The organism is Pseudomonas sp. HN11, assembly GCF_021390155.1.
GTDB lineage: Bacteria > Pseudomonadota > Gammaproteobacteria > Pseudomonadales > Pseudomonadaceae > Aquipseudomonas.
On record NZ_CP089985.1, the window covers coordinates 3673628 to 3693505 of the forward strand.

Sequence of the window (19878 nt, forward strand, 5' to 3'; positions counted from 1 at the left end):
AGCGGTTTAAGGCAAAAGACGGGCAGGCAACAGACGCATCAGCTGCGTGTCGAACCAGGCGACAAACGCCGGCGACGGCAGCGCATCCACCGCAAGGTACCACCAGTCGGGCTGGGCAAAAGCGCGGCACTTCACCGCGTCTTTCTCGGTCATGACCAGCGGCAATGACGGTGTAAAATTCAGGACCTCGGCGCTGTACGGCGCGTGGTCGGCAAACGCGTGGGGTATCGGCTGCCAGTGTAGCGTTTCAAGGGTGTTGAAGAAACGTTGCGGATTGCCGATGCCCGCGACCGCATGCAGTGGCTGGCCCGGCGCAAAGTGATTCACCGGCTGGCGCTCGGCGGTCTGCAGATTGACCAGCGCGGTGGGCTGCAAACGAAAGGCAAAGCCGTCATTACGGTCACTGGCGGCGCCGTTATACAGCAGCGCATCGACGCTCTGCAGGCGCTCCACCGGTTCACGCAACGGCCCCGCTGGCAGGCAGCGGCGGTTGCCCAGGCCACGGGCGGCATCAATCAGCACCAGTTCAAGGTCACGGGCCAGGCGGTAATGTTGCAGGCCGTCGTCGGAGAGGATCAGGTCCAGGGGTTCACTCGCCAGCAGAGCCTTCACCGCGCGGCTGCGGTCGGGGTCGATCATCAGCGGTACGCCGCAGCGTTGCACGATCAATAAAGGTTCATCACCCGCCACTTCGGCGCTATGGCTGGCTTCGACCCGCCATGGTAACTGCGGCGGTTTGGCCCCGTAACCCCGGCTGACCACACCTACACGCAAGCCGCTGCGTCGGCAGTGTTCGATCAACCACAGGATCAACGGCGTCTTGCCAGTGCCACCTACGGTGATATTCCCGACCACTACCACCGGCACCGGCGCCTGAAAAATTTCGCCCTCACCCGCCACAAACCGTGCGCGCTTACGCTGCACCACTCGGCGGTACAGGGACTCCAACGGCCGCAACAGCGCGAGCGCCGGATGGCCCTCGTACCACGCCTTGAGCAAACGATCGGACATGGCCATCAGGGTTGGCCCGCCGCCTCGACGGTGGTCATGCGCAAATGGCTGAAACCGAGCTTACCGGCGGCGTCCATCGCGGTAATCACAGCCTGGTGCTGGGTCTTGCCATCGGCGCTGATGGACAGCGGCAACTGGGTGTCGCCGCCGGACGCTTTCTGCAAAGCATCCATCAAGCTGTTGAGGTCGTTCTTTTCGAGCAACTGGTTATTCACTGAAAACACCCCGTCCGCGCTGATGGCGATGTCCAGTTGGTTGACTTCCTGGTCTTCGGCAGGCGAGCCGCTGACGGCTTCGGGCAGGTCGACGCGCAGCTCGGTTTGCCGGGTGAAGGTGGTGGTGACGACAAAAAACAGCAGCAGGATAAATACCACGTCAATCAGAGACGCAAGGTTGATATCGACGTTTTCCCGTTGCTTGCGGCGAAATTTCACGCTTTGCCCCCGACCAGGTCCACGTCACGGTCGCCCTGCACCACTTCGACCAGCTTGATGGCTTCCTGCTCCATGCCGACTACCAATTCATCGATGCGCCGTTGCAGGAAACGGTGGAAGAACACCGAAGGAATACCCACCATCAGGCCCGCGGCTGTGGTGATCAGCGCTTTGGAGATACCCCCGGCCAGTACCGCCGCGTTGGTGGTCATGCCGGAGCCCATGAACGAGCTGAAAATATCGATCATGCCCAGCACCGTGCCGAGCAAGCCAAGCAACGGCGCCATGGCCGCGATGGTGCCGAGCGCATTGATATAGCGCTCCAGTTCATGGATGACCCGGGCAGCGGCTTCTTCGATGCACTCTTTCATGATCTCGCGGCCATGCTTGGAGTTGGCCAGGCCGGCGGCGAGGATTTCACCCAATGGGGAGTTGGCGCGCAGTTCCTTGAGTTTATCCTTGTCCAGCTGCTTGTTCTTGATCCAGCTCCAGACCTGTCCCAGCAAATACTCGGGGGTGACGCGACTGGCGCGCAGGGTCCACAGGCGTTCGGCGACGATGCCGAGTGCGGCGATAGAGCTCATGATGATCGGCAACATCATCCAGCCGCCGGATTTGACCAATTCCCACACAGTGAACATCCCCTTGAAAAAGTGCGTCACTTTACCATATAGGTGCGTCGACTACAGACCCCATCGGCCGCGCCTAAGGTAACCGCTCGCGCCAGAACCGGCGTTGACTGCGCGCAACATCCGGCGGCGCAAAAGCCCCCAGTTGCAGACGCACGGCGCCCTGCTCGGCGCTGTCATACACCTGGCTGCCCAGTTGCTGGTAACGCGCCATCACCTGCGAATGGGGATGTCCGAACGCGTTGTTGCGCCCCCGCGAGATCAGCACGGACCGTGGAGCAAGCCGTTCCACAAAGGGCCAGGACGATGAACTGCGACTGCCATGGTGCGGCGCTTGCAGCCAATCGGTAGGCACCGCCAGGGGGGACGCGAGCATAGCCTGCTCGGCGGCGCGGTCAATATCACCGGTCAGCAGCAAGCGCTCGCCATTGGCCTGCACCTGCAAGACGCAGGACTTCGCGTTGCCACTAATGGCGTCCGGCCACCGCCACAGTTCGAAGGTCACACCGTCCCAGGTCCAGCGTTCGCCACTGACGCAAGGCTGGGTGCCGAGCGATAGCGGCAGACCCTCGGTTTCTCCGCCCACCACACGCTTGATCGGCATGCCCTTGGTAATGGCTTGCGCGCCACCGGCGTGATCGGCGTCGGCGTGGCTGAGCAACAGCATGTCCAGCTCCCCTACCCCGAGTTTTCGCAGAGAGGGCAGTACCACGCGCGCGCCCAGGTCAAAGGTGCCGGAGCGCGGGCCGGCGTCGTAGAGCAAGGTGTGGTGTCGGGTGCGCAGAATCAGCGATTGGCCCTGGCCGACGTCAAGCTGCGTCACCTCCACCTGTCCGTCGGGCACCAGCGCTCGCGGCGCAAACACCGCCAGCAACAGCATCGGCCAGCCCAGCACACGAAACGGCACGCCCTTGGGCAGCAGGAGCAGCACGGCGCCCAACAGACTCACCAGCCAATACCCCAGCGGTACGTCGGCCGGAATCCAGGCCGGCATCTGCTCGGCGAGCCACGCCAAGCCGTTGAGCAAGGCATCCAGTGCTCCACCCGCTAACCACAACAGGCCTTCACCCACAAACGGCAGCGCCAGCAAAGCAGTGCCCAACAAGGCCAACGGCAACACCACCAGGCTGATCCACGGCACCGCCACCAGGTTAGCGAACGGCGCACTCAAGCTGATGGGCAACCCCAGCACGAGCAAGACCGGTAACAACCCGATGGCAATCAACCACTGCGGCCGGGTCCATGCCTGCCATAGGCTCCACGGCCCCAGCCGACCACCAAACGCGAGGATCATTACCGCTACCGCTGCAAATGACAGCCAGAATCCCGGCTGCAAACTTGCCAACGGTTCCAGCACCAATACCCCATTGAGTGCCAGCAGCAACGGCCACCACAGCCCCAAATGACGGAAACGCAGCCGCCACAACAGCACCAGCCCGACCATCACACAGGCGCGCTGCACCGGCACACCAAACCCAGCCAGCAAGCCGTAGCCCATAGCAGCGGTGAATGCCAGCCCACACGCCCAGGGCACCCATGGCCAGGTGCGCGGCCAGTAACCATAGCGCGCCAGTCCGGCGATCAAACCGTAAATCAAGCCTGCCAGCAACCCAATGTGCTGGCCGGAAATCACCAGCAGGTGCACAGTGCCGGTGCCCTGCAACACCTGCCAATCGGCGGCGGCCAATCCGGAACCGTCACCCAGCACCAAGGCAATCAGGCCGGCCTCACGGCCTTGGGCGTCCACCGCCATCAGACGCTGACGCACACTGTCGCGCCAGGCGTTCCGGGCCGGTGCAAGACGTTCGCCGTCTTTTACTGTGCCCGTGGCGCCGATGCGCTGGGCGAGCAACCAGGCTTCCTGATCAAACCCATGGAAGTTCAGCAACCCAGCCGGCCGCTTGAGGGTAATTGCCAGGCGCCAGCGTTCACCGCCGCGCACCTGCGGTCCGCCTCGCCAAGACACCCGGATGCGTTCAGGCAACGCGGCGTTACGTGACCGACTGTCGGTCAGTACGAAACGCACACCGTCGCCCGTCTGTTGCGGCAGCCCGCTGACCCGCCCTTCCACCCAGCGTGTCTGGCCATCCAGCGCCGGCCTCAGCCGATCATCCAGCGCCCACTGCGCGCTGATGCACGCCCAACTGATCCCCAGCAGGAAAAACGCCAGTGGGTGCGTGCGAAACGGCAACAGCATCAAGGCCAGCACCAACAAGGCGATGAGCCATCCCGTCGCCGGCAACGCTGGTAAAAAGCGCAAGGCCAGTAACCCAAGCGCAAACGCGAACATCCCTGTCCTCATGAATCATCCTTTTCAAGTGATCCACTCAGTCTTAGCTGGGTGTTCAATACTGCCTATGATGTTTTGTCACAAAGTCTGAATTTTCTGTTTATAGAATGCGGGCATACTTGCCCCACGAACTGACCTGGACCCCTTATGCCCCGGCGCTTATTCAAACGGTACATGCCCGACCCCAGCAGTATCAGGGAACACAAGTCATTACAGTTTCTGGGCACGTTGCTGCATGACCCAAACCTCTGGCACCTGAACCGGCACTCGGTTGCGCGCGCAATGGCCGTGGGTTTGTTCGCAGCCTTTATTCCGATTCCGTTGCAGATGCTGCTGGCGGCGGTCCTGGCCATTGCGGTGCGTGGCAACATGCCCATCGCGGTCAGCCTGGTCTGGCTGACCAACCCGATCACCATGCCGGTGGTGTTTATCTGCACCTACATGACCGGCGCATGGTTGATGAATGTGCCACCGCGCAGCCTGCCCGATGACCTGACCTGGGAATGGATCAGCGGCCAACTGAGCACATTGTGGCAGCCGTTCCTGCTGGGTTCGGTGGTGTTGGGGCTGGTGCTGGGCGCCCTCGCCTATTGCCTGACCATGGGCTATTGGCGCTGGTGGGTGGCGCATCAGTGGAAAAAGCGCAAACAGCGTCGCGCCTAACCGGCCCGCAAGCGCAGCCCGGTATTTTCCGCCCACGGGCTGCCGTCCTGGCGTTGCACGGCATTGCGCGCAATGCTCAAGCCTAGGCCGAAGCCACCGTCGCCCGGCAATCGCCATCGAGCGCCAAATGACCTGAAGATTGCCGCATGTCATCAATTTGCAAGATTCCTCGCCGCGCAAATGGCTACACTGCGCAGGTGGCGCGGGCCGGATGCCCGCGCAATTCCGTAGATATCAATGTGGTAGCAGGAGAGTGGCGTGCTGACAAGAATGGGGATAAAAGGCCGCGTACTGTTGCTGACCTTATTACCGACCAGCCTGATGGCCTCGTTGTTGGGAGGCTATTTCACTTGGATGCAGCTCTCGGAACTGCAGACCCAATTGCTGCAACGCGGCGAAATGATTGCCGAGCAGTTGGCGCCATTGGTGGCGCCCGCGCTGAGCGCGCGCAACACCGACTTGCTGGAACGCATCGCCACTCAATCCCTGGAACAGCCGGACGTACGCGCCGTGTCGTTCCTCAGCCCGGACCGTGCGTCCCTCGCCCACGCCGGCCCGACCATGCTCAACCAGCCGCCGGTCGGCAACAGCTCCCACCTGCTGCAGCGCACCGGCAATGACGCCACCCGCTATTTGTTGCCGGTGTTTGGCCGCCATCGCAACCTCGCAGGCGAGCTGATCCCGGATGAAGCCGACCGCCTGCTGGGCTGGGTAGAGGTGGAACTGTCCCACAATGGCATGTTGCTGCGCGGCTATCGCAGCTTGTTCGCCAGCCTGCTGCTGATCGCCATCGGCCTGATCTGCACCGCGGCCTTGGCGCTGCGCATCAGCCGCACGATCAATTCGCCGATCGGCCAGATCAAGCAAGCCGTGGCCCAGCTCAAGGACGGCAATCTGGAAACCCGCTTACCCCCATTGGGCAGCCAGGAACTGGACCAACTCGCTTCAGGCATCAATCGCATGGCCGAGACCCTGCAGAATGCGCAGGAAGAACTGCAGCACAGCATCGACCAGGCCACCGAAGACGTGCGCCAGAACCTGGAAACCATCGAGATCCAGAACATCGAGCTGGACCTGGCGCGCAAAGAGGCCCTCGAGGCGAGCCGCATCAAATCGGAGTTTCTGGCCAACATGAGCCATGAAATCCGCACGCCGCTCAACGGCATCCTCGGTTTCACCCACTTGCTGCAAAAAAGCGAGCTGACTCCACGCCAGCTGGACTACCTGGGCACCATCGAAAAGTCCGCCGACAACCTGCTGGGCATCATTAACGAGATTCTCGACTTCTCGAAAATCGAAGCCGGTAAGCTGGTGCTCGACAGCATCCCGTTCAACCTGCGCGACTTGCTGCAAGACACCCTGACCATCCTCGCGCCCGCCGCCCATGCCAAGCAGCTGGAACTGGTGAGCCTGGTGTACCGCGACACGCCGCTGGCGCTGGTGGGCGACCCGCTGCGGCTAAAACAGATCCTCACCAACTTGATCAGCAACGCGATCAAGTTCACCCGCGAAGGCACCATCGTGGCCCGGGCGATGATCGAGGACGAACAGGAAGACAGCGTGCAATTGCGCATCAGCGTGCAGGACACCGGCATCGGCCTGTCCAACCAGGACGTACGCGCACTGTTCCAAGCCTTCAGCCAGGCCGACAACTCACTGTCGCGTCAACCGGGCGGCACGGGGTTGGGCCTGGTGATTTCCAAGCGCCTGATTGAACAGATGGGCGGCGAAATCGGCGTCGACAGCACGCCGGGCGAAGGCTCGGAATTCTGGATCAGCCTGAACCTGCCCAAGACCCGCGACGATGTCGAAGACCTGCCTTGCGCGCCGCTGCTGGGCCATCGCGTGGCGCTGCTGGAAAATCACGAGCTGGCACGCCAGGCGTTGCAGCATCAATTGGAAGACTGCGGTCTGGAAGTCACGCCGTTCAATAGCCTGGAAAGCCTGACCAACGGCATCACCAGCGCCCATCAGACCGAGCAGGCCATCGACCTTGCGGTGCTCGGCGTGACAGCCAATGACATTCCGCCCGAGCGCCTCAACCAGCACCTTTGGGACCTCGAACATTTGGGCTGCAAGGTGCTGGTGTTGTGCCCCACCACTGAACAGATGCTGTTCAACCAGTCGGTACCCAACCCCAACAGCCAGTTGCAGGCGAAGCCCGCCTGTACGCGCAAACTGCGCCGTGCGCTGTCCGACCTGATCAGCCCGCGCCCATTGCGCAGTGAGCCCGGCGAGCCACTGTCCAGCCGTGCACCGCGCGTGTTGTGCGTGGACGACAACCCGGCCAACCTGCTGCTGGTGCAGACCCTGCTGGAAGACATGGGCGCACGGGTGCGTGCGGTGGAAAGCGGTTATGCCGCCGTCGATGCCGTGAAACAGGACACCTTCGACCTGGTGCTGATGGACGTGCAGATGCCCGGCATGGACGGCCGCCAGAGCACCGAGGCCATCCGCCAGTGGGAAAGCGAACGCAGTGGCACGCCACTGCCGGTGGTCGCCCTCACCGCCCACGCCATGGCCAACGAAAAACGCGCCTTGCTGCAAAGCGGCATGGACGATTACCTGACCAAACCCATCAGCGAGCGGCAACTGGCGCAGGTGGTGTTGAAATGGACGGGTCTGGCCCTGCGTAATCAAGGCCCGGAACGCGCAACGGATGGTCTCGGCCCCGGCATACAACTGCCGGTGCTGAACCACGAGGAAGGTCTGCGCCTGGCCGCCGGCAAGGCTGACTTGGCGGCCGACATGCTGGCGATGCTGCTGGCTTCCCTGGAAGCTGACCGGCTCGCCATCACCATTGCCCGTGACGCCCATGACAACAACGCGCTGATCGAACGCGTACACCGGCTGCACGGCGCCACCCGTTATTGCGGCGTACCGCAACTGCGTGCCGCCTGTCACCGCGCCGAAACCCTGCTCAAGCAGGACGACGCCAAGGCCCAGCATGCCCTGGAGGAACTGGACATGGCCATCGCCCGGCTCGCCAGCGAAGCGAGGGTCAACGCCTGAACTCACCAGAAAGGAAGCCTTTGATGCGCGTCATTCTTTTCAGCAGCCAGACCTACGACCGCGACAGTTTTCTCGGCGAACCCTTGCCGCCAGGCCTGGAACTTCAGTTCCAGCCCGCCCGCCTCAATCTGGACACCGTGGCCCTGGCCAAGCATCACGAAGTGGTCTGCGCCTTCATCAACGACGATCTCGGCGCTCCGGTGCTGGAGCATCTGGCCAAGGGCGGCACTCGGTTGATCGCCTTGCGTTCGGCGGGCTACAACCATGTGGACCTGGTCGCCGCCAAGCGCCTGGGCCTGATCATCGTGCGCGTGCCGGCCTATTCTCCCCATGCGGTGGCCGAGCATGCAGTCGCGCTGATCCTCGCCCTCAACCGCCGCTTGCACCGCGCCTGCAACCGTACCCGCGATGGCGATTTCAGCCTGCATGGCCTCACCGGTTTCGACCTGGCGGGCAAGACCGTCGGCGTGGTCGGCACCGGCCAGATCGGCGCTACCTTCGCCAAGATCATGGCCGGATTCGGCTGCCAACTGCTCGCCTACGATCCTTTCCCCAACCCACAGGTGCAGGTGCTCGGGACGCGCTACGTGAGCCTGCCCGAACTGCTGACCCAGGCGCAGATCATCAGCCTGCACTGCCCACTGACCGCCGACAGCAAACACCTGATCAACGCCCGCTCACTGTCGCAGATGCAACCGGGTGCGATGCTGATCAACACCGGTCGTGGCGGCCTGGTCGACACCCCGGCACTGATCGAGGGGCTCAAGAACGGCCAGCTCGGCTATCTGGGCCTGGACGTGTATGAAGAAGAAGCCCAGCTGTTTTTCGAAGACCGCTCCGACCTGCCCCTGCAGGACGACGTACTCGCCCGCCTGCTGACCTTCCCCAACGTAATCATCACCGCCCACCAGGCGTTTCTCACCCGCGAAGCCCTGGCGGCGATTGCCGGCACCACCCTGGCCAACATTGCAGCGTGGGCTGATGGGCAGGCGCAGAACCTCGTCGAAGGATGATCAGCGGTCACATACCAGGCTCATGATGAGCCAGCACCCGTGATAGGATGCCGCGCCTATTTGGAGGATCCATGGCCGAACACGATTTCCGCTTCAGTTTGCTGAGCCCGCAACACACCCTGATCGAATGCCGCGCCCTGGTGCCTGGCCGTTACCAAGTCACTGGCAATGGTGGTTCGATCAAGCATGGTGACATTTTGATCGTCTCCCTGCGCGGCAGTAAAACCCTGTCGATGCGCCTCACTGTCGAAGGTGACGCGCGCTACTCCATCCGCCCGGCGGGCCAGTGGGTCGCCATGGCCCAGGGGCCGAAGTTCGGCGAGTTGGAGATTCACACCTGGAAGGTCAACTGCGACAGCTGCGATGCGGTGCTGGAGTTCGAATTTGCGGTGGAAACCAAGCTGAGCAAAGAACCGCTGCAACCCGCCGCCAACGCGCGCATTGCCGAGTTGGGCTGGGCCAGCGAGGGCGACAAACACCGTTGCCCGACATGCCAGAAGGCCGCGCAATGAAAGGCCTGCTTCTGCTCGCCGCCCTCGGGGCGGCCTTGACGGGTTGCGCTGGGGACTCGGTCAAGCTCAAGCAGGATCACAGCTACGTGGTGGAATGGATTGGTGAACGGCCACTGATGGACTACGCGCACCTGACCGTCACCCTCGGTGCCGATGGCCGCGCCTACGGCAATGGCGGGTGCAACCACTGGTTTGCGCCGTACACCGTCGAGGGCAATACGCTCACTTTCGGCAAAATCGGCAGCACCCGCAAACTCTGCGCCGAAGCCTTGATGGAGCAGGAACATCGCTTCTTCCAGGCCTTGCAAGGGGTGCAGCGCTGGGATATCTCGCCGATCGAACAGACGCGCTTCTGGCCGGCCGAGGGCCTGCCGATTCGCCTGTGGCTCGAAGAGGGTTAACCCTGGCTTCTCGCGATCCAAGTGTGGGAGCGAGCAAGCCCGCTCCCGCATTTGTTTTGAGTTGTTGCTTTAGCCGCGCAGGGCCTTGAGTCTTGCCAATACGCCTTCCGCCGTTTGCTCACCCATCAACTGCTCGCGCACCTTGCCCTTGTCATCAATGATGTAGGTCACCGGCAAGGCTTCGCTGCGTGGAATATCGAAAATATCTTCCGGGTTCTGCGCCAGCACTGTGAATTTGATGCCCAGCTTGTCGCTGGCGGCTTTGAGCTCTTCACCCTGCACATTGTCGAAGTTGACCCCGAACACGCCAACGTTCTGCGCCTTCAACTGCTCGGCCAAGGCATTGAGTTCGGGGATTTCCGTGCGGCACGGGCCACACCATTCGGCCCAGTAGTTGACCACCAACCACTGCTTGTCCAAGCGTTCGGACGCTACCTTCTTGCCGTATTGGTCAACGCCGTAATCGTTACCGCAGCCGCTGAGCAGCAGGGTTGTGATGATCGCCAATGCACCGATCAGTCGCCTTGTCATGGGGTAATCCTTCGCAAAAATGAACGTTGGCTGCGGCCTATCGCCTCTTACGGTTTAAGGACAGGTCGCTGCGCGGGTAGAATACCCGCCACCTTACGCAAGATGCGACCCGCACATGACCGATCTGACGCTTTATCACAACCCGCGCTGCTCGAAATCCCGCGGTGCGCTGGAACTGCTCGAAGCCCGCGGCCTTTCGCCCAACGTGGTGCGCTACCTGGAAACCCCGCTGGACGCTGCGCAATTGAAGGCGTTGCTGGGCAAACTGGGGTTCAGCGCCCGCCAACTGCTGCGCACCGGCGAAGACGAATACAAGACCCTCAACCTGGCCGACGCCAGCCTCAGCGAAGCACAGTTGATTGCCGCCATTGCTGAGCATCCGAAGCTGATGGAACGCCCGATCCTGGAAACCGCCGACAAAGCCATCATTGGCCGACCGCCGGAAAACGTACTGGAGATCCTGCCGTGACGTCGCCCTATGTGCTGGTGTTGTATTACAGCCGCAATGGCTCGGTGAGCGAAATGGCCCGGCAGATTGCCCGGGGCATCGAGCAAGGCGGCATGGAAGCGCGCTTGCGCACCGTGCCGGCGATCTCCACCGAGTGCGAAGCCGTGGCGCCGAGCATCCCGGACGAAGGCGCGCTGTATGCCAGCCTGGATGACCTGAAGCACTGCTCAGGCCTGGCCCTGGGCAGCCCGACCCGCTTCGGCAACATGGCCGCGCCGCTCAAATACTTCATCGACGGCACCAGCAACCTGTGGCTTACCGGCGCCCTCGTCGGCAAGCCGGCCGGGGTGTTCACCTCCACCGCCAGCCTCCACGGCGGTCAGGAAACCACGCTGATGTCGATGCTGCTGCCGCTGCTGCACCATGGCATGCTGATCACCGGCCTGCCGTACAGCGAACAGGCGTTGCTGGATACCCAGGGTGGCGGCACGCCGTATGGCGCCAGCCACCATGCCGGGCCCGATGGCAAGCGCATGCTCGATCCACATGAAATCGCTCTGTGCCGTGCCCTTGGTCTGCGTCTAGCGACTACCGCGACCTTGCTGGAGAGCGGCAGTGGCCAGAAAGCCTAAGGTCTTGCCACCCCAGGCGTGGCTGGAGCCACGGGTGAAGCTGGCACGCGTGCTGAGCCTGCTGGCGTTTTTTGGGCTGGTGGGGCTGCTCTGCGTGTACTACCTGTTCGTCGCCGACCTGCACGGCGCACGGCCGTGGGTGATCCTGCTGATCGAACTGGTGCCGCTGCTGGTGCTCGCGCCGGGCATGCTGCTGGGCAGCGCGCGCGGGCATTCGTGGATGTGCTTTGTAGTGAACCTGTATTTCATCAAGGGCGCGCTGGCGGCGTATGACCCGAACCGGCAGTGGTTCGGGGTGTTGGAGATGCTGGCGAGCTTGGCGGTGTTTTGCACCGCGTTGCTGTATGTGCGCTGGCGGCATCAGTTGAATCGCCGCCTGGCTGAAGCCCGGGTCGCCTGAAAGTCAGTCTTCGCGAGCAAGCCCGCTCCCACAGGGGAATGCATTCCAAATGTGGGGCTTGCTCGCGAAGGCCTCACCTCGGTCTTAATGATTGACGGTGTAAGCCAACATCATCGACAACTGGCACATCGGCCGCCCGCTCTCGGCGTGCCACTGGTTGAACGCGCCCTGCACCGTCGCCAGATCGCGCAGGCTGGTCGGCGCCTTGTCGACGATCTTCTGTGCATTCAGCGCCGCCACCACATCATAACTCGGCACAAAGGTGTCCTTGCCGACCATGCGCAGGAAGCGCGGCGCTGATAACCCGCCGAGTTGATGGCCATGCTTGCTCAGGTATTTCCACAGCCCGACGATATCGGTCACCGGCCATTCAGCGACAAAGGCACCAAAGCTGCCCTTCTCCTGCTCAATATCGAGGATCATCTGCGCATTGCGCGGCACGCTCTTGAGCTTGCCCAGGTGACGGATGATGCGCGTGTCCTGCATCAGCCGCTCCAGGTGCTCGGCGCCCATCAGCACGACCTTTTCCGGGTCGAAGCCGAAGAACACTTGCTCGAAGGCCGGCCACTTGGCATCCACCACGCTGTGCTTCAAGCCCGCGCGAAACACGCGCAGCGCCAGGGTCGACAGGTAGCGATCATCTTTGATCTTGCGCAATTGCGCTGGGGTCTTGGGTACAGGCAAATGGGCTTCCAGCTCGGCTGCCGAACCGAAGCGGTTCAGACAGTATTCGTGCAGCCACTTGTAATCGCGCATGCCCTCTCCTGGCAATTTAATTGAAAACGGCGCCCGCAAGCGCCGTATGTCAGAGCGTTGAAATGGCTCAGAGGTTCACCACATTGACGAAGCGCGGGGCGGCGGTTTCATCGATTTTCAAGCTGGTGAAGTCAAACAGGTTGCGGTCGGCCAACTGCGACGGCTGCACATTCTGCAAGCTGCGGAAGATGCTTTCGGTACGGCCCGGGGTCTTGCGCTCCCAGTCCACCAGCATTTCCTTGACCACCTGGCGTTGCAGGTTTTCCTGGGAGCCGCACAGGTTGCACGGGATGATCGGGAACTGCTTGAGGTCGGAGTAGGCCTGGATGTCCTTCTCGTTGCAATACGCCAGCGGGCGGATCACTACGTTGCGTCCGTCATCGGCGCGCAGCTTGGGCGGCATGGCCTTGAGCGAGCCGTTGAAGAACATATTGAGGAAGAAGGTCTCGACGATGTCGTCGCGGTGGTGACCCAGGGCCATCTTGGTCGCGCCGATCTCATCGGCGAAGGTGTACAGCGTGCCACGGCGCAGACGTGAGCACAGCGAGCAGGTGGTCTTGCCTTCCGGAATCAGCTCCTTGACCACCGAGTACGTGTCTTTTTCGACGATGTGGTACTCGACGCCCAGCTCCTTGAGGTACGCCGGCAGCACATGCTCGGGGAAGCCCGGTTGCTTCTGGTCCATGTTGACGGCGACGATCTCGAACTTGATCGGCGCGACCTTTTGCAGGTGCAGCAACACGTCAAGCATGGTGTAGCTGTCTTTGCCGCCGGAGAGGCAAACCATGACCTTGTCGCCATCCTCGATCATGTTGAAATCGGCGACCGCTTCACCGGCCAGGCGACGCAGGCGTTTTTGCAGTTTGTTCTGGTTGACCGTAAGAGTGCCCATGGCGCTTGGATCCGCTAGAGGTGTGTGACGAAAAGCCGGGTATTTTACGCAAAAAAAACATCAAAAGGGCTAGTGGTAAAAGACCCCACCGCGATTAAGCCCAATGTTTACAGCGCAATTTGCTCTAAAGGCCCTACAGTTATTCAGGTCATCACTTTCTATACTGCCACTAGAGGTCGCACATCTATCCAGACCTTTGAGGCCATTTGGCCCGTGGGCGCTCCGATGGGGGGCGATGGTAACAACGACAGGAGTGACAGGCATGATCCATCACGTCGTGGGGCTGTTTACCCATCCCGACCAGGAATGGCGGGAAATCCGTGGCGATAAAGAAGAAAGCATCGGCCACATGTACCTCACTCACACCCTGATTCTCGCGGCGATCCCTGCCGTCTCCGCCTTTATCGGCACCACCCAGGTCGGCTGGGTCATCGGCAATCGCGCGCCGGTGATGCTGACCCAGGAAAGCGCCCTGTGGATGACTCTTATGTCCTACGCCGCCATGCTCGGCGGCGTGGCGGTGATGGGCGCGTTCATCCACTGGATGGCCCGCACTTACGACGCCAACCCCAGCATGGCGCGCTGCGTGGCCTTTGCCACCTACACCGCTACGCCTCTGTTTATCGGCGGGCTGGCCGCACTCTATCCGCATATGTGGCTGGGCATGGTCGTGGGTACGGCGGCCATCTGTTACACGGTGTACCTGCTCTATGTGGGGCTGCCGACCTTCATGAATATCGACCCGGATGAAGGTTTCCTGTTTTCCAGCTCGGTACTGGCCGTGGGCCTGGTGGTATTGGTGGCAATCATGGCGTTTACCGTGATCGTCTGGGGCCTGGGCGTGGGCCCGATCTACACCAACTGACCTCTTAACCCTTGGGCAAAGCCACCGCAAGGTGGCTTTGTGCATCATGCATGACCATTCGGCGCCTGACAGATTCGGAAACACCCAGCTTTGCGGCATACTGGACGTCTCTGGAGATATGTACAGCATGCCCGAGCAACTCAATACCCGCGTCGAAGATTGTTTCCTGCAAGCCGAATCCTTTTTCAAACGAAGCTTCAAACGCCCCCAGGTCAGCCTCAAGCTACGGGGCCAGAAGGCCGGTGTCGCGCATTTGCACGAGAACCTGCTGCGTTTCAACCCACAGTTGTACCGTGAAAACAGCCAACATTTCCTGAAACAGACCGTGGCCCATGAGGTGGCGCATCTGATTGCCCACCAGTTGTTTGGCGAGCGTATCCAGCCCCATGGCGAGGAATGGCAATTGATCATGCGTGGGGTCTACGAACTACCGCCGGACCGTTGCCACACCTATGAGGTGAAGCGTCGCCAGGTGACTCGCTATATCTACCGATGCCCGTGCGCGGACAGTGACTTTCCGTTCTCCTCACAACGCCATGGCATGGTGGCTCGAGGGCGGCGGTATTTGTGCAGGCGGTGTCGGCAGACCTTGGTGTTTACCGGCGAAACCCGCGTCGAATAGACCTCAGGCAATCACGCGAGCTGTGCGCAGCTCGCTGATTCGCCGGCGGCTCAGGCCCAACTCCGTCAACACCTCATCACTGTGCGCCCCCACCGCGACACCCACATGTCGCGGTGCCGGTAAACCTTCCGAAAACTTCAACGGGCAGGCCAGTTGCGGTTGGGTGGAACCATCGCCGCGCGGCACCTGGCTGACCAGTGCCCGCGCCTTGAGCTGTGGATGCTCCATCGCTTCACTTAGGCTCAACACCGGCTCCACACAGGCATCCGCTCCGGCGAACAACGTGCACAACTCATCAAAGCTGCGCTTCTCAAACTCGACTTGCAGCGCAATCTTGAGCTTGGGCGACAACCCCAGTGCCGCCAGCTCCGGCCGTCCCAGCGCGTCGCAGAGCTGCTGCATAAACCCAGGCTCCAGGCTGCCCACTGACATCCAGCGCCCATCCCGCGAGCGGTAGTAATCGTAAAAACTGCCGCCATTGAGCACATGCCCCTCCCGCTCCGGTTCTACCCCACACGCCAGGTAGCCCGCGCCGGCCATGGCGTTCAGGCTGAACGAGCAGTCAGTCATGCTCACATCCAGGTATTGGCCGACTCCGCTCTGCTGCCGGGCGATGACCGCCGCCAGCAACCCCACCACCGCATGCAGCGAACCACCGCCCACATCCGCCAATTGCACGCCGAGGGGCACAGGCCCGCTGTCCTGGCGCCCGGTGTAACTGGCCACCCCGGCCAGCGCCAGGTAATTGATATCGTGCCCGGCGCGGTCCTTATAGGGTCCCGTCTGGCCGTAACCGGTTATCGACACATAAATCAGCCGGGGATTGATCGCTTTCAGTGCCTCATAGCCCAAACCCAGGCGCTCCATCACCCCCGGCCGGAATTGTTCGAGCAGGATGTCGTAGCCCTTCACCAGCGCCCGCACAATCTCCAGCGCCTCGGCCTGCTTGAGGTCCAGCGCCAGACTGCGTTTGTTACGATTGAGGTAGGCGTGGCTGGCCGACGTGCCCTGATCATGGGGCGGCAGCACGCGCAACAGGTCCAGGCGCGTGGGCGACTCGATGCGCAGCACCTCGGCGCCCATGTCCGCCAGCATCAGAGAGGCAAACGGGCCAGGCAGCAGGGTGGAAAAGTCCAGCACTTTGAGGGACGCCAAGGGACCTGACATGGGCACTCCATTTTCGTTTCGACTGCCCACAGACTAGGCAGCAGTACGCTTGCCGGCAATCGCCGAAACAGTCAGCAAAGGTGACCGTTTTGATCACGGCGGGCTTTTTCGTGGCGGCGGCTTTATCATTGGCTCACGTTTGCTTGCAGAGTGTTCCATGAAGTTTGCGATTGCCCTGTTTTCCGCCGCCCACGCGCCCTCCTCGCGCCGCGCCCTGCTGTTCGCCCAGGCGGCGCTGGCCGGCGGGCATGAGATTGTGCGGCTGTTTTTCTATCAGGACGGCGTGCACAGCGCGTCCAACAACATCGTTGCGCCCCAGGATGAGCAAGACATTGCCCGCCAATGGCGTGAGTTTGTCAGCCAGCACCAGCTTGATGGCGTGGTGTGCATCGCCGCCGCGTTACGCCGTGGCGTACTCAACCAGGAGGAAGCCACACGGTATCAGCGTACAGCGGTGAATCTGGAGGCGCCCTGGGCGCTGTCTGGCCTGGGGCAATTACATGATGCGATCCAGGATGCCGACCGCCTGATCTGTTTTGGAGGGCCGTGAGATGTCTGAATCCTTATTGGTGATCAGCCGCCAGGCTCCATGGTCAGGGCCGAGCGCACGGGAAGCGCTGGACATCGTGCTGGCCGGTGGCGCGTTCGATCTGCCCATCGGCTTGCTGTTCATGGATGACGGCGTGTTCCAGCTCGCTGCGCACCAGAACGCCAAGGCCGTGCAACAAAAGGACCTCAGTGCCAACCTGCAGGCACTGGGGCTGTTCGGCATCGACGATGTATTTGTCTGCCGTCACAGCATGGCCGTGCGTGGCTTGACGCCGCCCACCGAGGCGCAACCGTTGAGCAACGAAGCTATTTCCCAATTGATTGACCGTTACGACCAGGTGATTACCCTCTGATGTCGACTTTACACGTGGTGTCTCACTCCCCGTTTTCCGACAGTCGCCTCGACAGCTGCCTGCGTATCTGCGGCGCCGAGGACGCGATCCTGCTGTGCGGCGACGGCGCCTATGGGCTGCACGCCCCGGCCCTGCACACCAAGGGCGTGAAGGTGTTTGTGCTGGCCGAAGACATGCAGGCGCGCAACCTGCCGCTGCCGGACTGGGCCGACAGCGTGGACTACCCAGGTTTCGTGCAGCTGTCGATCGACTACGACAAGGTCAACACCTGGCTATGAACACCCTGACCGTAGGCGCACGCACCCTGGAACTGGACAAGGACGGCTATTTGGCTGATCTGAACGACTGGTCCACTGAGGTCGCGCAGGCCCTGGCTGCCGCCGAGGCGCTGGAGCTGACCCCGGCCCACTGGGAAATTCTCGAACTGCTGCGCCAGTTCTATGCCGAATTCCAGCTGTCCCCGGCCACGCGTCCGCTGATCAAGTACACCGCCTTGAAACTCGGCCCGGAAAAGGGCAACAGCCTGCACCTCAACAAACTGTTCAACGGCACTCCCGCCAAACTCGCCGCCAAGCTGGCGGGCCTGCCCAGGCCGACGAATTGCTTATGACCGACTTTGCCCCGCTGACCCTCGAACCCCCTGCCGAACACCCGTTTGCGCAGTTCGTGCGCATCTTGGGTAAAGGCAAGCGCGGCGCGCGCAACCTAACCCGCGAGGAGGCCCGCGAAGCCATGGGCATGTTGCTCGACGAAAAAGTCGAAGACACCCAGCTCGGCGCTTTCCTGATGCTGCTGCGCCACAAGGAAGAAAGCCCGGAAGAACTCGCCGGTTTCACCGAAGCCGTGCGTGAACGCCTGGATGCCCCGGCGCTGAACGTGGACGTCGACTGGCCGACCTATGCCGGCAAGAAGCGCCATTTGCCGTGGTACCTGCTGGCCGCCAAGTGCCTGGCGCAAAATGGCGTGCGCATCCTTATGCACGGCGGCGGCACGCACACGGCAGGCCGGTTGTACACCGAACAATTGCTGGAAGGCTTGCAGATCCCCCTGTGCCGGAACTGGCAACAGGTCGAGGCGGCTTACGCGCAAGGCAACCTGGCATTTATCCCGCTGGGCGATTGGGCGCCGCAACTGCAACGCATGATCGACTTGCGCAACACCCTGGGCCTGCGCTCGCCGATTCACTCCCTGGCGCGTTTGCTCAATCCCTTGAGTGCGCGCCTGGGCCTGCAGAGTATCTTCCATCCGGGTTATCAGGGTGTGCACCGCGATGCCAGCGGCCTGCTCGGCGACAACGTGATCGTGGTGAAGGGCGATGGCGGCGAGATCGAGATCAACCCCGACTCGGCCAGCCATCTCTACGGCACCACCGGCGGCGAAAGCTGGGACGAAGCGTGGCCCGCCCTCTCCATCCAGCGCCACGTCAAACCGGCCACACTCGAACCGGAACACCTGAAGGCGCTGTGGCGCGGTGATGTCGAAGACAGTTACCCGCAACTGGCATTGATCGCGACCATGGCCCTGGCTTTGCGCGGCCTGGGCCATCCACGGGAACAAGCGTTCGCCATGGCCCAGCAATATTGGGATGCGCGGGACAAATCGATTTAATCGATCATTATCGCCCGGTCTTTGCGCTTTTAAATCGAACTCAGCCCTTTAGACTGGCCTCCAATGCTTATTAGTTGAGGAGCCAGTCATGGGCTTGCTGATCGAAGGACACTGGAAAGACCAGTGGTACGAAAGTAGCGCAGACGGCGCATTCCAACGGGAACAGGCGCAACGCCGGAACTGGGTGACCGCCGACGGTGCGCCTGGCCCGAGTGGTGAGGGTGGTTTCAAAGCCGAAGCCGGTCGTTACCACCTCTATGTTTCTCTCGCCTGCCCCTGGGCCCATCGCACCCTGATCCTGCGCAAGCTCAAAGGCCTGGAAAGCCAGATCGATGTGTCCGTGGTCAGTTGGCTGATGCTGGAAAACGGCTGGACCTTCGATAAGGCCCACGGCTCGACCGGCGACAAACTCGACGACTTTGCCTTCATGCACCAGCGTTACACCGCCGACACTGCCGACTACACCGGGCGCGTCACCGTCCCGGTACTGTGGGACAAGAAGCTCAAGCGCATCGTCAGCAATGAATCGGCGGAGATCATCCGCATGTTCAACAGTGCGTTCAATGAGTTGACCGGCAATACCCTCGACTTCTACCCCGAGCCGCTGCGCGCGACCATCGACACGCTGAACGAGCGCATCTACCCTGCTGTGAACAACGGCGTGTACCGCGCGGGCTTCGCGACGTCGCAGCAGGCATATGAGAGTGCATTTGAGGATGTATTCGCGCAGTTGGATCAACTGGAACAGCATCTGGGCGACCATCGCTACCTGGCCGGCGAGTACTTGACCGAAGCCGATGTGCGGTTGTTTACCACACTGATCCGCTTTGATGCAGTGTATTACAGCCACTTCAAATGCAACCTGCGCAGGATTGCGGATTATCCGAACCTGTCGAGCTGGTTAAGGGAACTGTATCAATGGCCGGGTGTGGCCGAGACGGTGGATTTTGCGCACATCAAGGGGCATTACTATGCCAGCCACCGGACAATCAATCCGACGGGAATTGTGCCGAAGGGGCCGTTGCAGAAGTTTGATGAAAAGCATGATCGAGAAAGGTTGAGCGGCAAATCTGTATTTGTCGCCCAGTAG

At 61.7% G+C, this 19878-nt stretch carries 24 protein-coding genes; 16 read left to right on the forward strand and 8 right to left on the reverse strand.

The genetic code is table 11. From position 1 onward, the window contains the following. Positions 1 to 6: 6 nt before the first annotated feature. The 4 genes from lpxK to LVW35_RS16525 all read right to left on the reverse strand — a co-directional run bounded on the left by lpxK (position 7) and on the right by LVW35_RS16525 (position 4376). Positions 7 to 1017, reverse strand: a complete 1011-nt coding sequence (gene lpxK / locus LVW35_RS16510) for a tetraacyldisaccharide 4'-kinase (RefSeq protein ID WP_233891141.1) — start codon at positions 1015 to 1017, stop codon at positions 7 to 9. Beyond that, positions 1017 to 1445, reverse strand: a complete 429-nt coding sequence (locus tag LVW35_RS16515; RefSeq protein ID WP_233891142.1) for an ExbD/TolR family protein — start codon at positions 1443 to 1445, stop codon at positions 1017 to 1019. The genes lpxK and LVW35_RS16515 overlap by 1 nt, the downstream gene beginning before the upstream one ends. After that, positions 1442 to 2077 carry a MotA/TolQ/ExbB proton channel family protein gene (locus LVW35_RS16520; protein WP_233896499.1) on the reverse strand — a complete coding sequence of 212 codons (636 nt, stop codon included), beginning with the start codon at positions 2075 to 2077 and terminating at the stop codon, positions 1442 to 1444. The genes LVW35_RS16515 and LVW35_RS16520 overlap by 4 nt, the downstream gene beginning before the upstream one ends. Positions 2078 to 2150: 73 nt before the next feature. Beyond that, entirely contained in the window at positions 2151 to 4376 is a 2226-nt protein-coding gene (locus LVW35_RS16525; protein WP_233891143.1) for a DNA internalization-related competence protein ComEC/Rec2, read from the reverse strand. Positions 4377 to 4511: 135 nt separating this feature from the next. Between LVW35_RS16525 and LVW35_RS16530 the strand changes: the two genes are divergently transcribed. From LVW35_RS16530 to LVW35_RS16550, 5 genes are all read left to right on the forward strand, one after another. Further along, positions 4512 to 5027: a DUF2062 domain-containing protein gene (locus LVW35_RS16530; RefSeq protein ID WP_233891144.1), complete on the forward strand. Its 516-nt coding sequence runs from the start codon at positions 4512 to 4514 to the stop codon at positions 5025 to 5027. 258 nt (positions 5028 to 5285) lie between these two features. Further along, positions 5286 to 8039 (forward strand): response regulator, encoded by a 2754-nt coding sequence (locus tag LVW35_RS16535; RefSeq protein WP_233891145.1) that lies wholly within the window; start codon positions 5286 to 5288, stop codon positions 8037 to 8039. 23 nt (positions 8040 to 8062) lie between these two features. Then, positions 8063 to 9052: a 2-hydroxyacid dehydrogenase gene (locus LVW35_RS16540; protein ID WP_233891146.1), complete on the forward strand. Its 990-nt coding sequence runs from the start codon at positions 8063 to 8065 to the stop codon at positions 9050 to 9052. A 71-nt stretch (positions 9053 to 9123) separates the two neighbouring features. After that, the gene (locus tag LVW35_RS16545) at positions 9124 to 9564 is read left to right on the forward strand and encodes a hypothetical protein (RefSeq protein WP_233891147.1); all 441 of its coding nucleotides are present in this window, start codon (positions 9124 to 9126) and stop codon (positions 9562 to 9564) included. Further along, positions 9561 to 9965, forward strand: a complete 405-nt coding sequence (locus LVW35_RS16550; RefSeq protein ID WP_233891148.1) for an META domain-containing protein — start codon at positions 9561 to 9563, stop codon at positions 9963 to 9965. Before LVW35_RS16545 ends, LVW35_RS16550 begins: the two co-directional genes overlap by 4 nt. Positions 9966 to 10034: 69 nt before the next feature. On the opposite strand, the gene LVW35_RS16555 is transcribed toward LVW35_RS16550, so the two are convergent. Continuing rightward, positions 10035 to 10496, reverse strand: coding sequence for a TlpA disulfide reductase family protein (locus tag LVW35_RS16555; RefSeq protein WP_233891149.1), 462 nt, complete (start codon positions 10494 to 10496; stop codon positions 10035 to 10037). A gap of 115 nt (positions 10497 to 10611) precedes the next feature. Here LVW35_RS16555 and arsC point away from each other — a divergent pair, with 115 nt between their 5' ends. Genes arsC through LVW35_RS16570 form a run of 3 tightly spaced genes read left to right on the forward strand, consistent with a single transcriptional unit; the run spans position 10612 to position 11976 of the window. Continuing rightward, positions 10612 to 10965: an arsenate reductase (glutaredoxin) gene (gene arsC, locus LVW35_RS16560; protein ID WP_233891150.1), complete on the forward strand. Its 354-nt coding sequence runs from the start codon at positions 10612 to 10614 to the stop codon at positions 10963 to 10965. Next, positions 10962 to 11576, forward strand: coding sequence for an NAD(P)H:quinone oxidoreductase (gene wrbA, locus LVW35_RS16565; RefSeq protein WP_233891151.1), 615 nt, complete (start codon positions 10962 to 10964; stop codon positions 11574 to 11576). Before arsC ends, wrbA begins: the two co-directional genes overlap by 4 nt. Next, on the forward strand, positions 11560 to 11976 hold the full coding sequence (locus LVW35_RS16570) for a DUF2069 domain-containing protein (protein WP_233891152.1): 417 nt from the start codon (positions 11560 to 11562) through the stop codon (positions 11974 to 11976). The genes wrbA and LVW35_RS16570 overlap by 17 nt, the downstream gene beginning before the upstream one ends. 84 nt (positions 11977 to 12060) lie before the next feature. Here the strand turns inward: LVW35_RS16570 and LVW35_RS16575 are convergent, their stop codons facing one another. Beyond that, positions 12061 to 12732 carry a DNA-3-methyladenine glycosylase I gene (locus LVW35_RS16575; RefSeq protein ID WP_233891153.1) on the reverse strand — a complete coding sequence of 224 codons (672 nt, stop codon included), beginning with the start codon at positions 12730 to 12732 and terminating at the stop codon, positions 12061 to 12063. Between the two features lie 67 nt (positions 12733 to 12799). Then, the gene (gene ttcA / locus LVW35_RS16580) at positions 12800 to 13624 is read right to left on the reverse strand and encodes a tRNA 2-thiocytidine(32) synthetase TtcA (RefSeq protein WP_233891154.1); all 825 of its coding nucleotides are present in this window, start codon (positions 13622 to 13624) and stop codon (positions 12800 to 12802) included. 262 nt (positions 13625 to 13886) lie between these two features. Here ttcA and LVW35_RS16585 point away from each other — a divergent pair, with 262 nt between their 5' ends. Then, complete coding sequence (locus LVW35_RS16585) at positions 13887 to 14489, forward strand: Yip1 family protein (RefSeq protein ID WP_177052079.1); 603 nt, start codon at positions 13887 to 13889, stop codon at positions 14487 to 14489. Positions 14490 to 14616: 127 nt separating this feature from the next. Then, entirely contained in the window at positions 14617 to 15111 is a 495-nt protein-coding gene (locus tag LVW35_RS16590; RefSeq protein WP_233891155.1) for a SprT family zinc-dependent metalloprotease, read from the forward strand. 3 nt (positions 15112 to 15114) lie between these two features. Here the strand turns inward: LVW35_RS16590 and LVW35_RS16595 are convergent, their stop codons facing one another. After that, entirely contained in the window at positions 15115 to 16278 is a 1164-nt protein-coding gene (locus LVW35_RS16595; protein ID WP_233891156.1) for a CaiB/BaiF CoA transferase family protein, read from the reverse strand. Positions 16279 to 16435: 157 nt separating this feature from the next. Here LVW35_RS16595 and tusD point away from each other — a divergent pair, with 157 nt between their 5' ends. From tusD to LVW35_RS16625, 6 genes are all read left to right on the forward strand, one after another. Beyond that, positions 16436 to 16828: a sulfurtransferase complex subunit TusD gene (tusD, locus tag LVW35_RS16600; protein WP_233891157.1), complete on the forward strand. Its 393-nt coding sequence runs from the start codon at positions 16436 to 16438 to the stop codon at positions 16826 to 16828. 1 nt (position 16829) lies between these two features. After that, positions 16830 to 17180, forward strand: coding sequence for a sulfurtransferase complex subunit TusC (gene tusC / locus LVW35_RS16605; protein ID WP_233891158.1), 351 nt, complete (start codon positions 16830 to 16832; stop codon positions 17178 to 17180). Continuing rightward, positions 17180 to 17458: a sulfurtransferase complex subunit TusB gene (gene tusB, locus LVW35_RS16610; RefSeq protein WP_028616783.1), complete on the forward strand. Its 279-nt coding sequence runs from the start codon at positions 17180 to 17182 to the stop codon at positions 17456 to 17458. Before tusC ends, tusB begins: the two co-directional genes overlap by 1 nt. Beyond that, complete coding sequence (locus tag LVW35_RS16615; protein WP_233891159.1) at positions 17455 to 17790, forward strand: TusE/DsrC/DsvC family sulfur relay protein; 336 nt, start codon at positions 17455 to 17457, stop codon at positions 17788 to 17790. Before tusB ends, LVW35_RS16615 begins: the two co-directional genes overlap by 4 nt. Further along, complete coding sequence (locus LVW35_RS16620) at positions 17787 to 18788, forward strand: glycosyl transferase family protein (protein ID WP_233891160.1); 1002 nt, start codon at positions 17787 to 17789, stop codon at positions 18786 to 18788. Before LVW35_RS16615 ends, LVW35_RS16620 begins: the two co-directional genes overlap by 4 nt. Positions 18789 to 18876: 88 nt before the next feature. Continuing rightward, positions 18877 to 19878 (forward strand): glutathione S-transferase family protein, encoded by a 1002-nt coding sequence (locus tag LVW35_RS16625; protein ID WP_233891161.1) that lies wholly within the window; start codon positions 18877 to 18879, stop codon positions 19876 to 19878.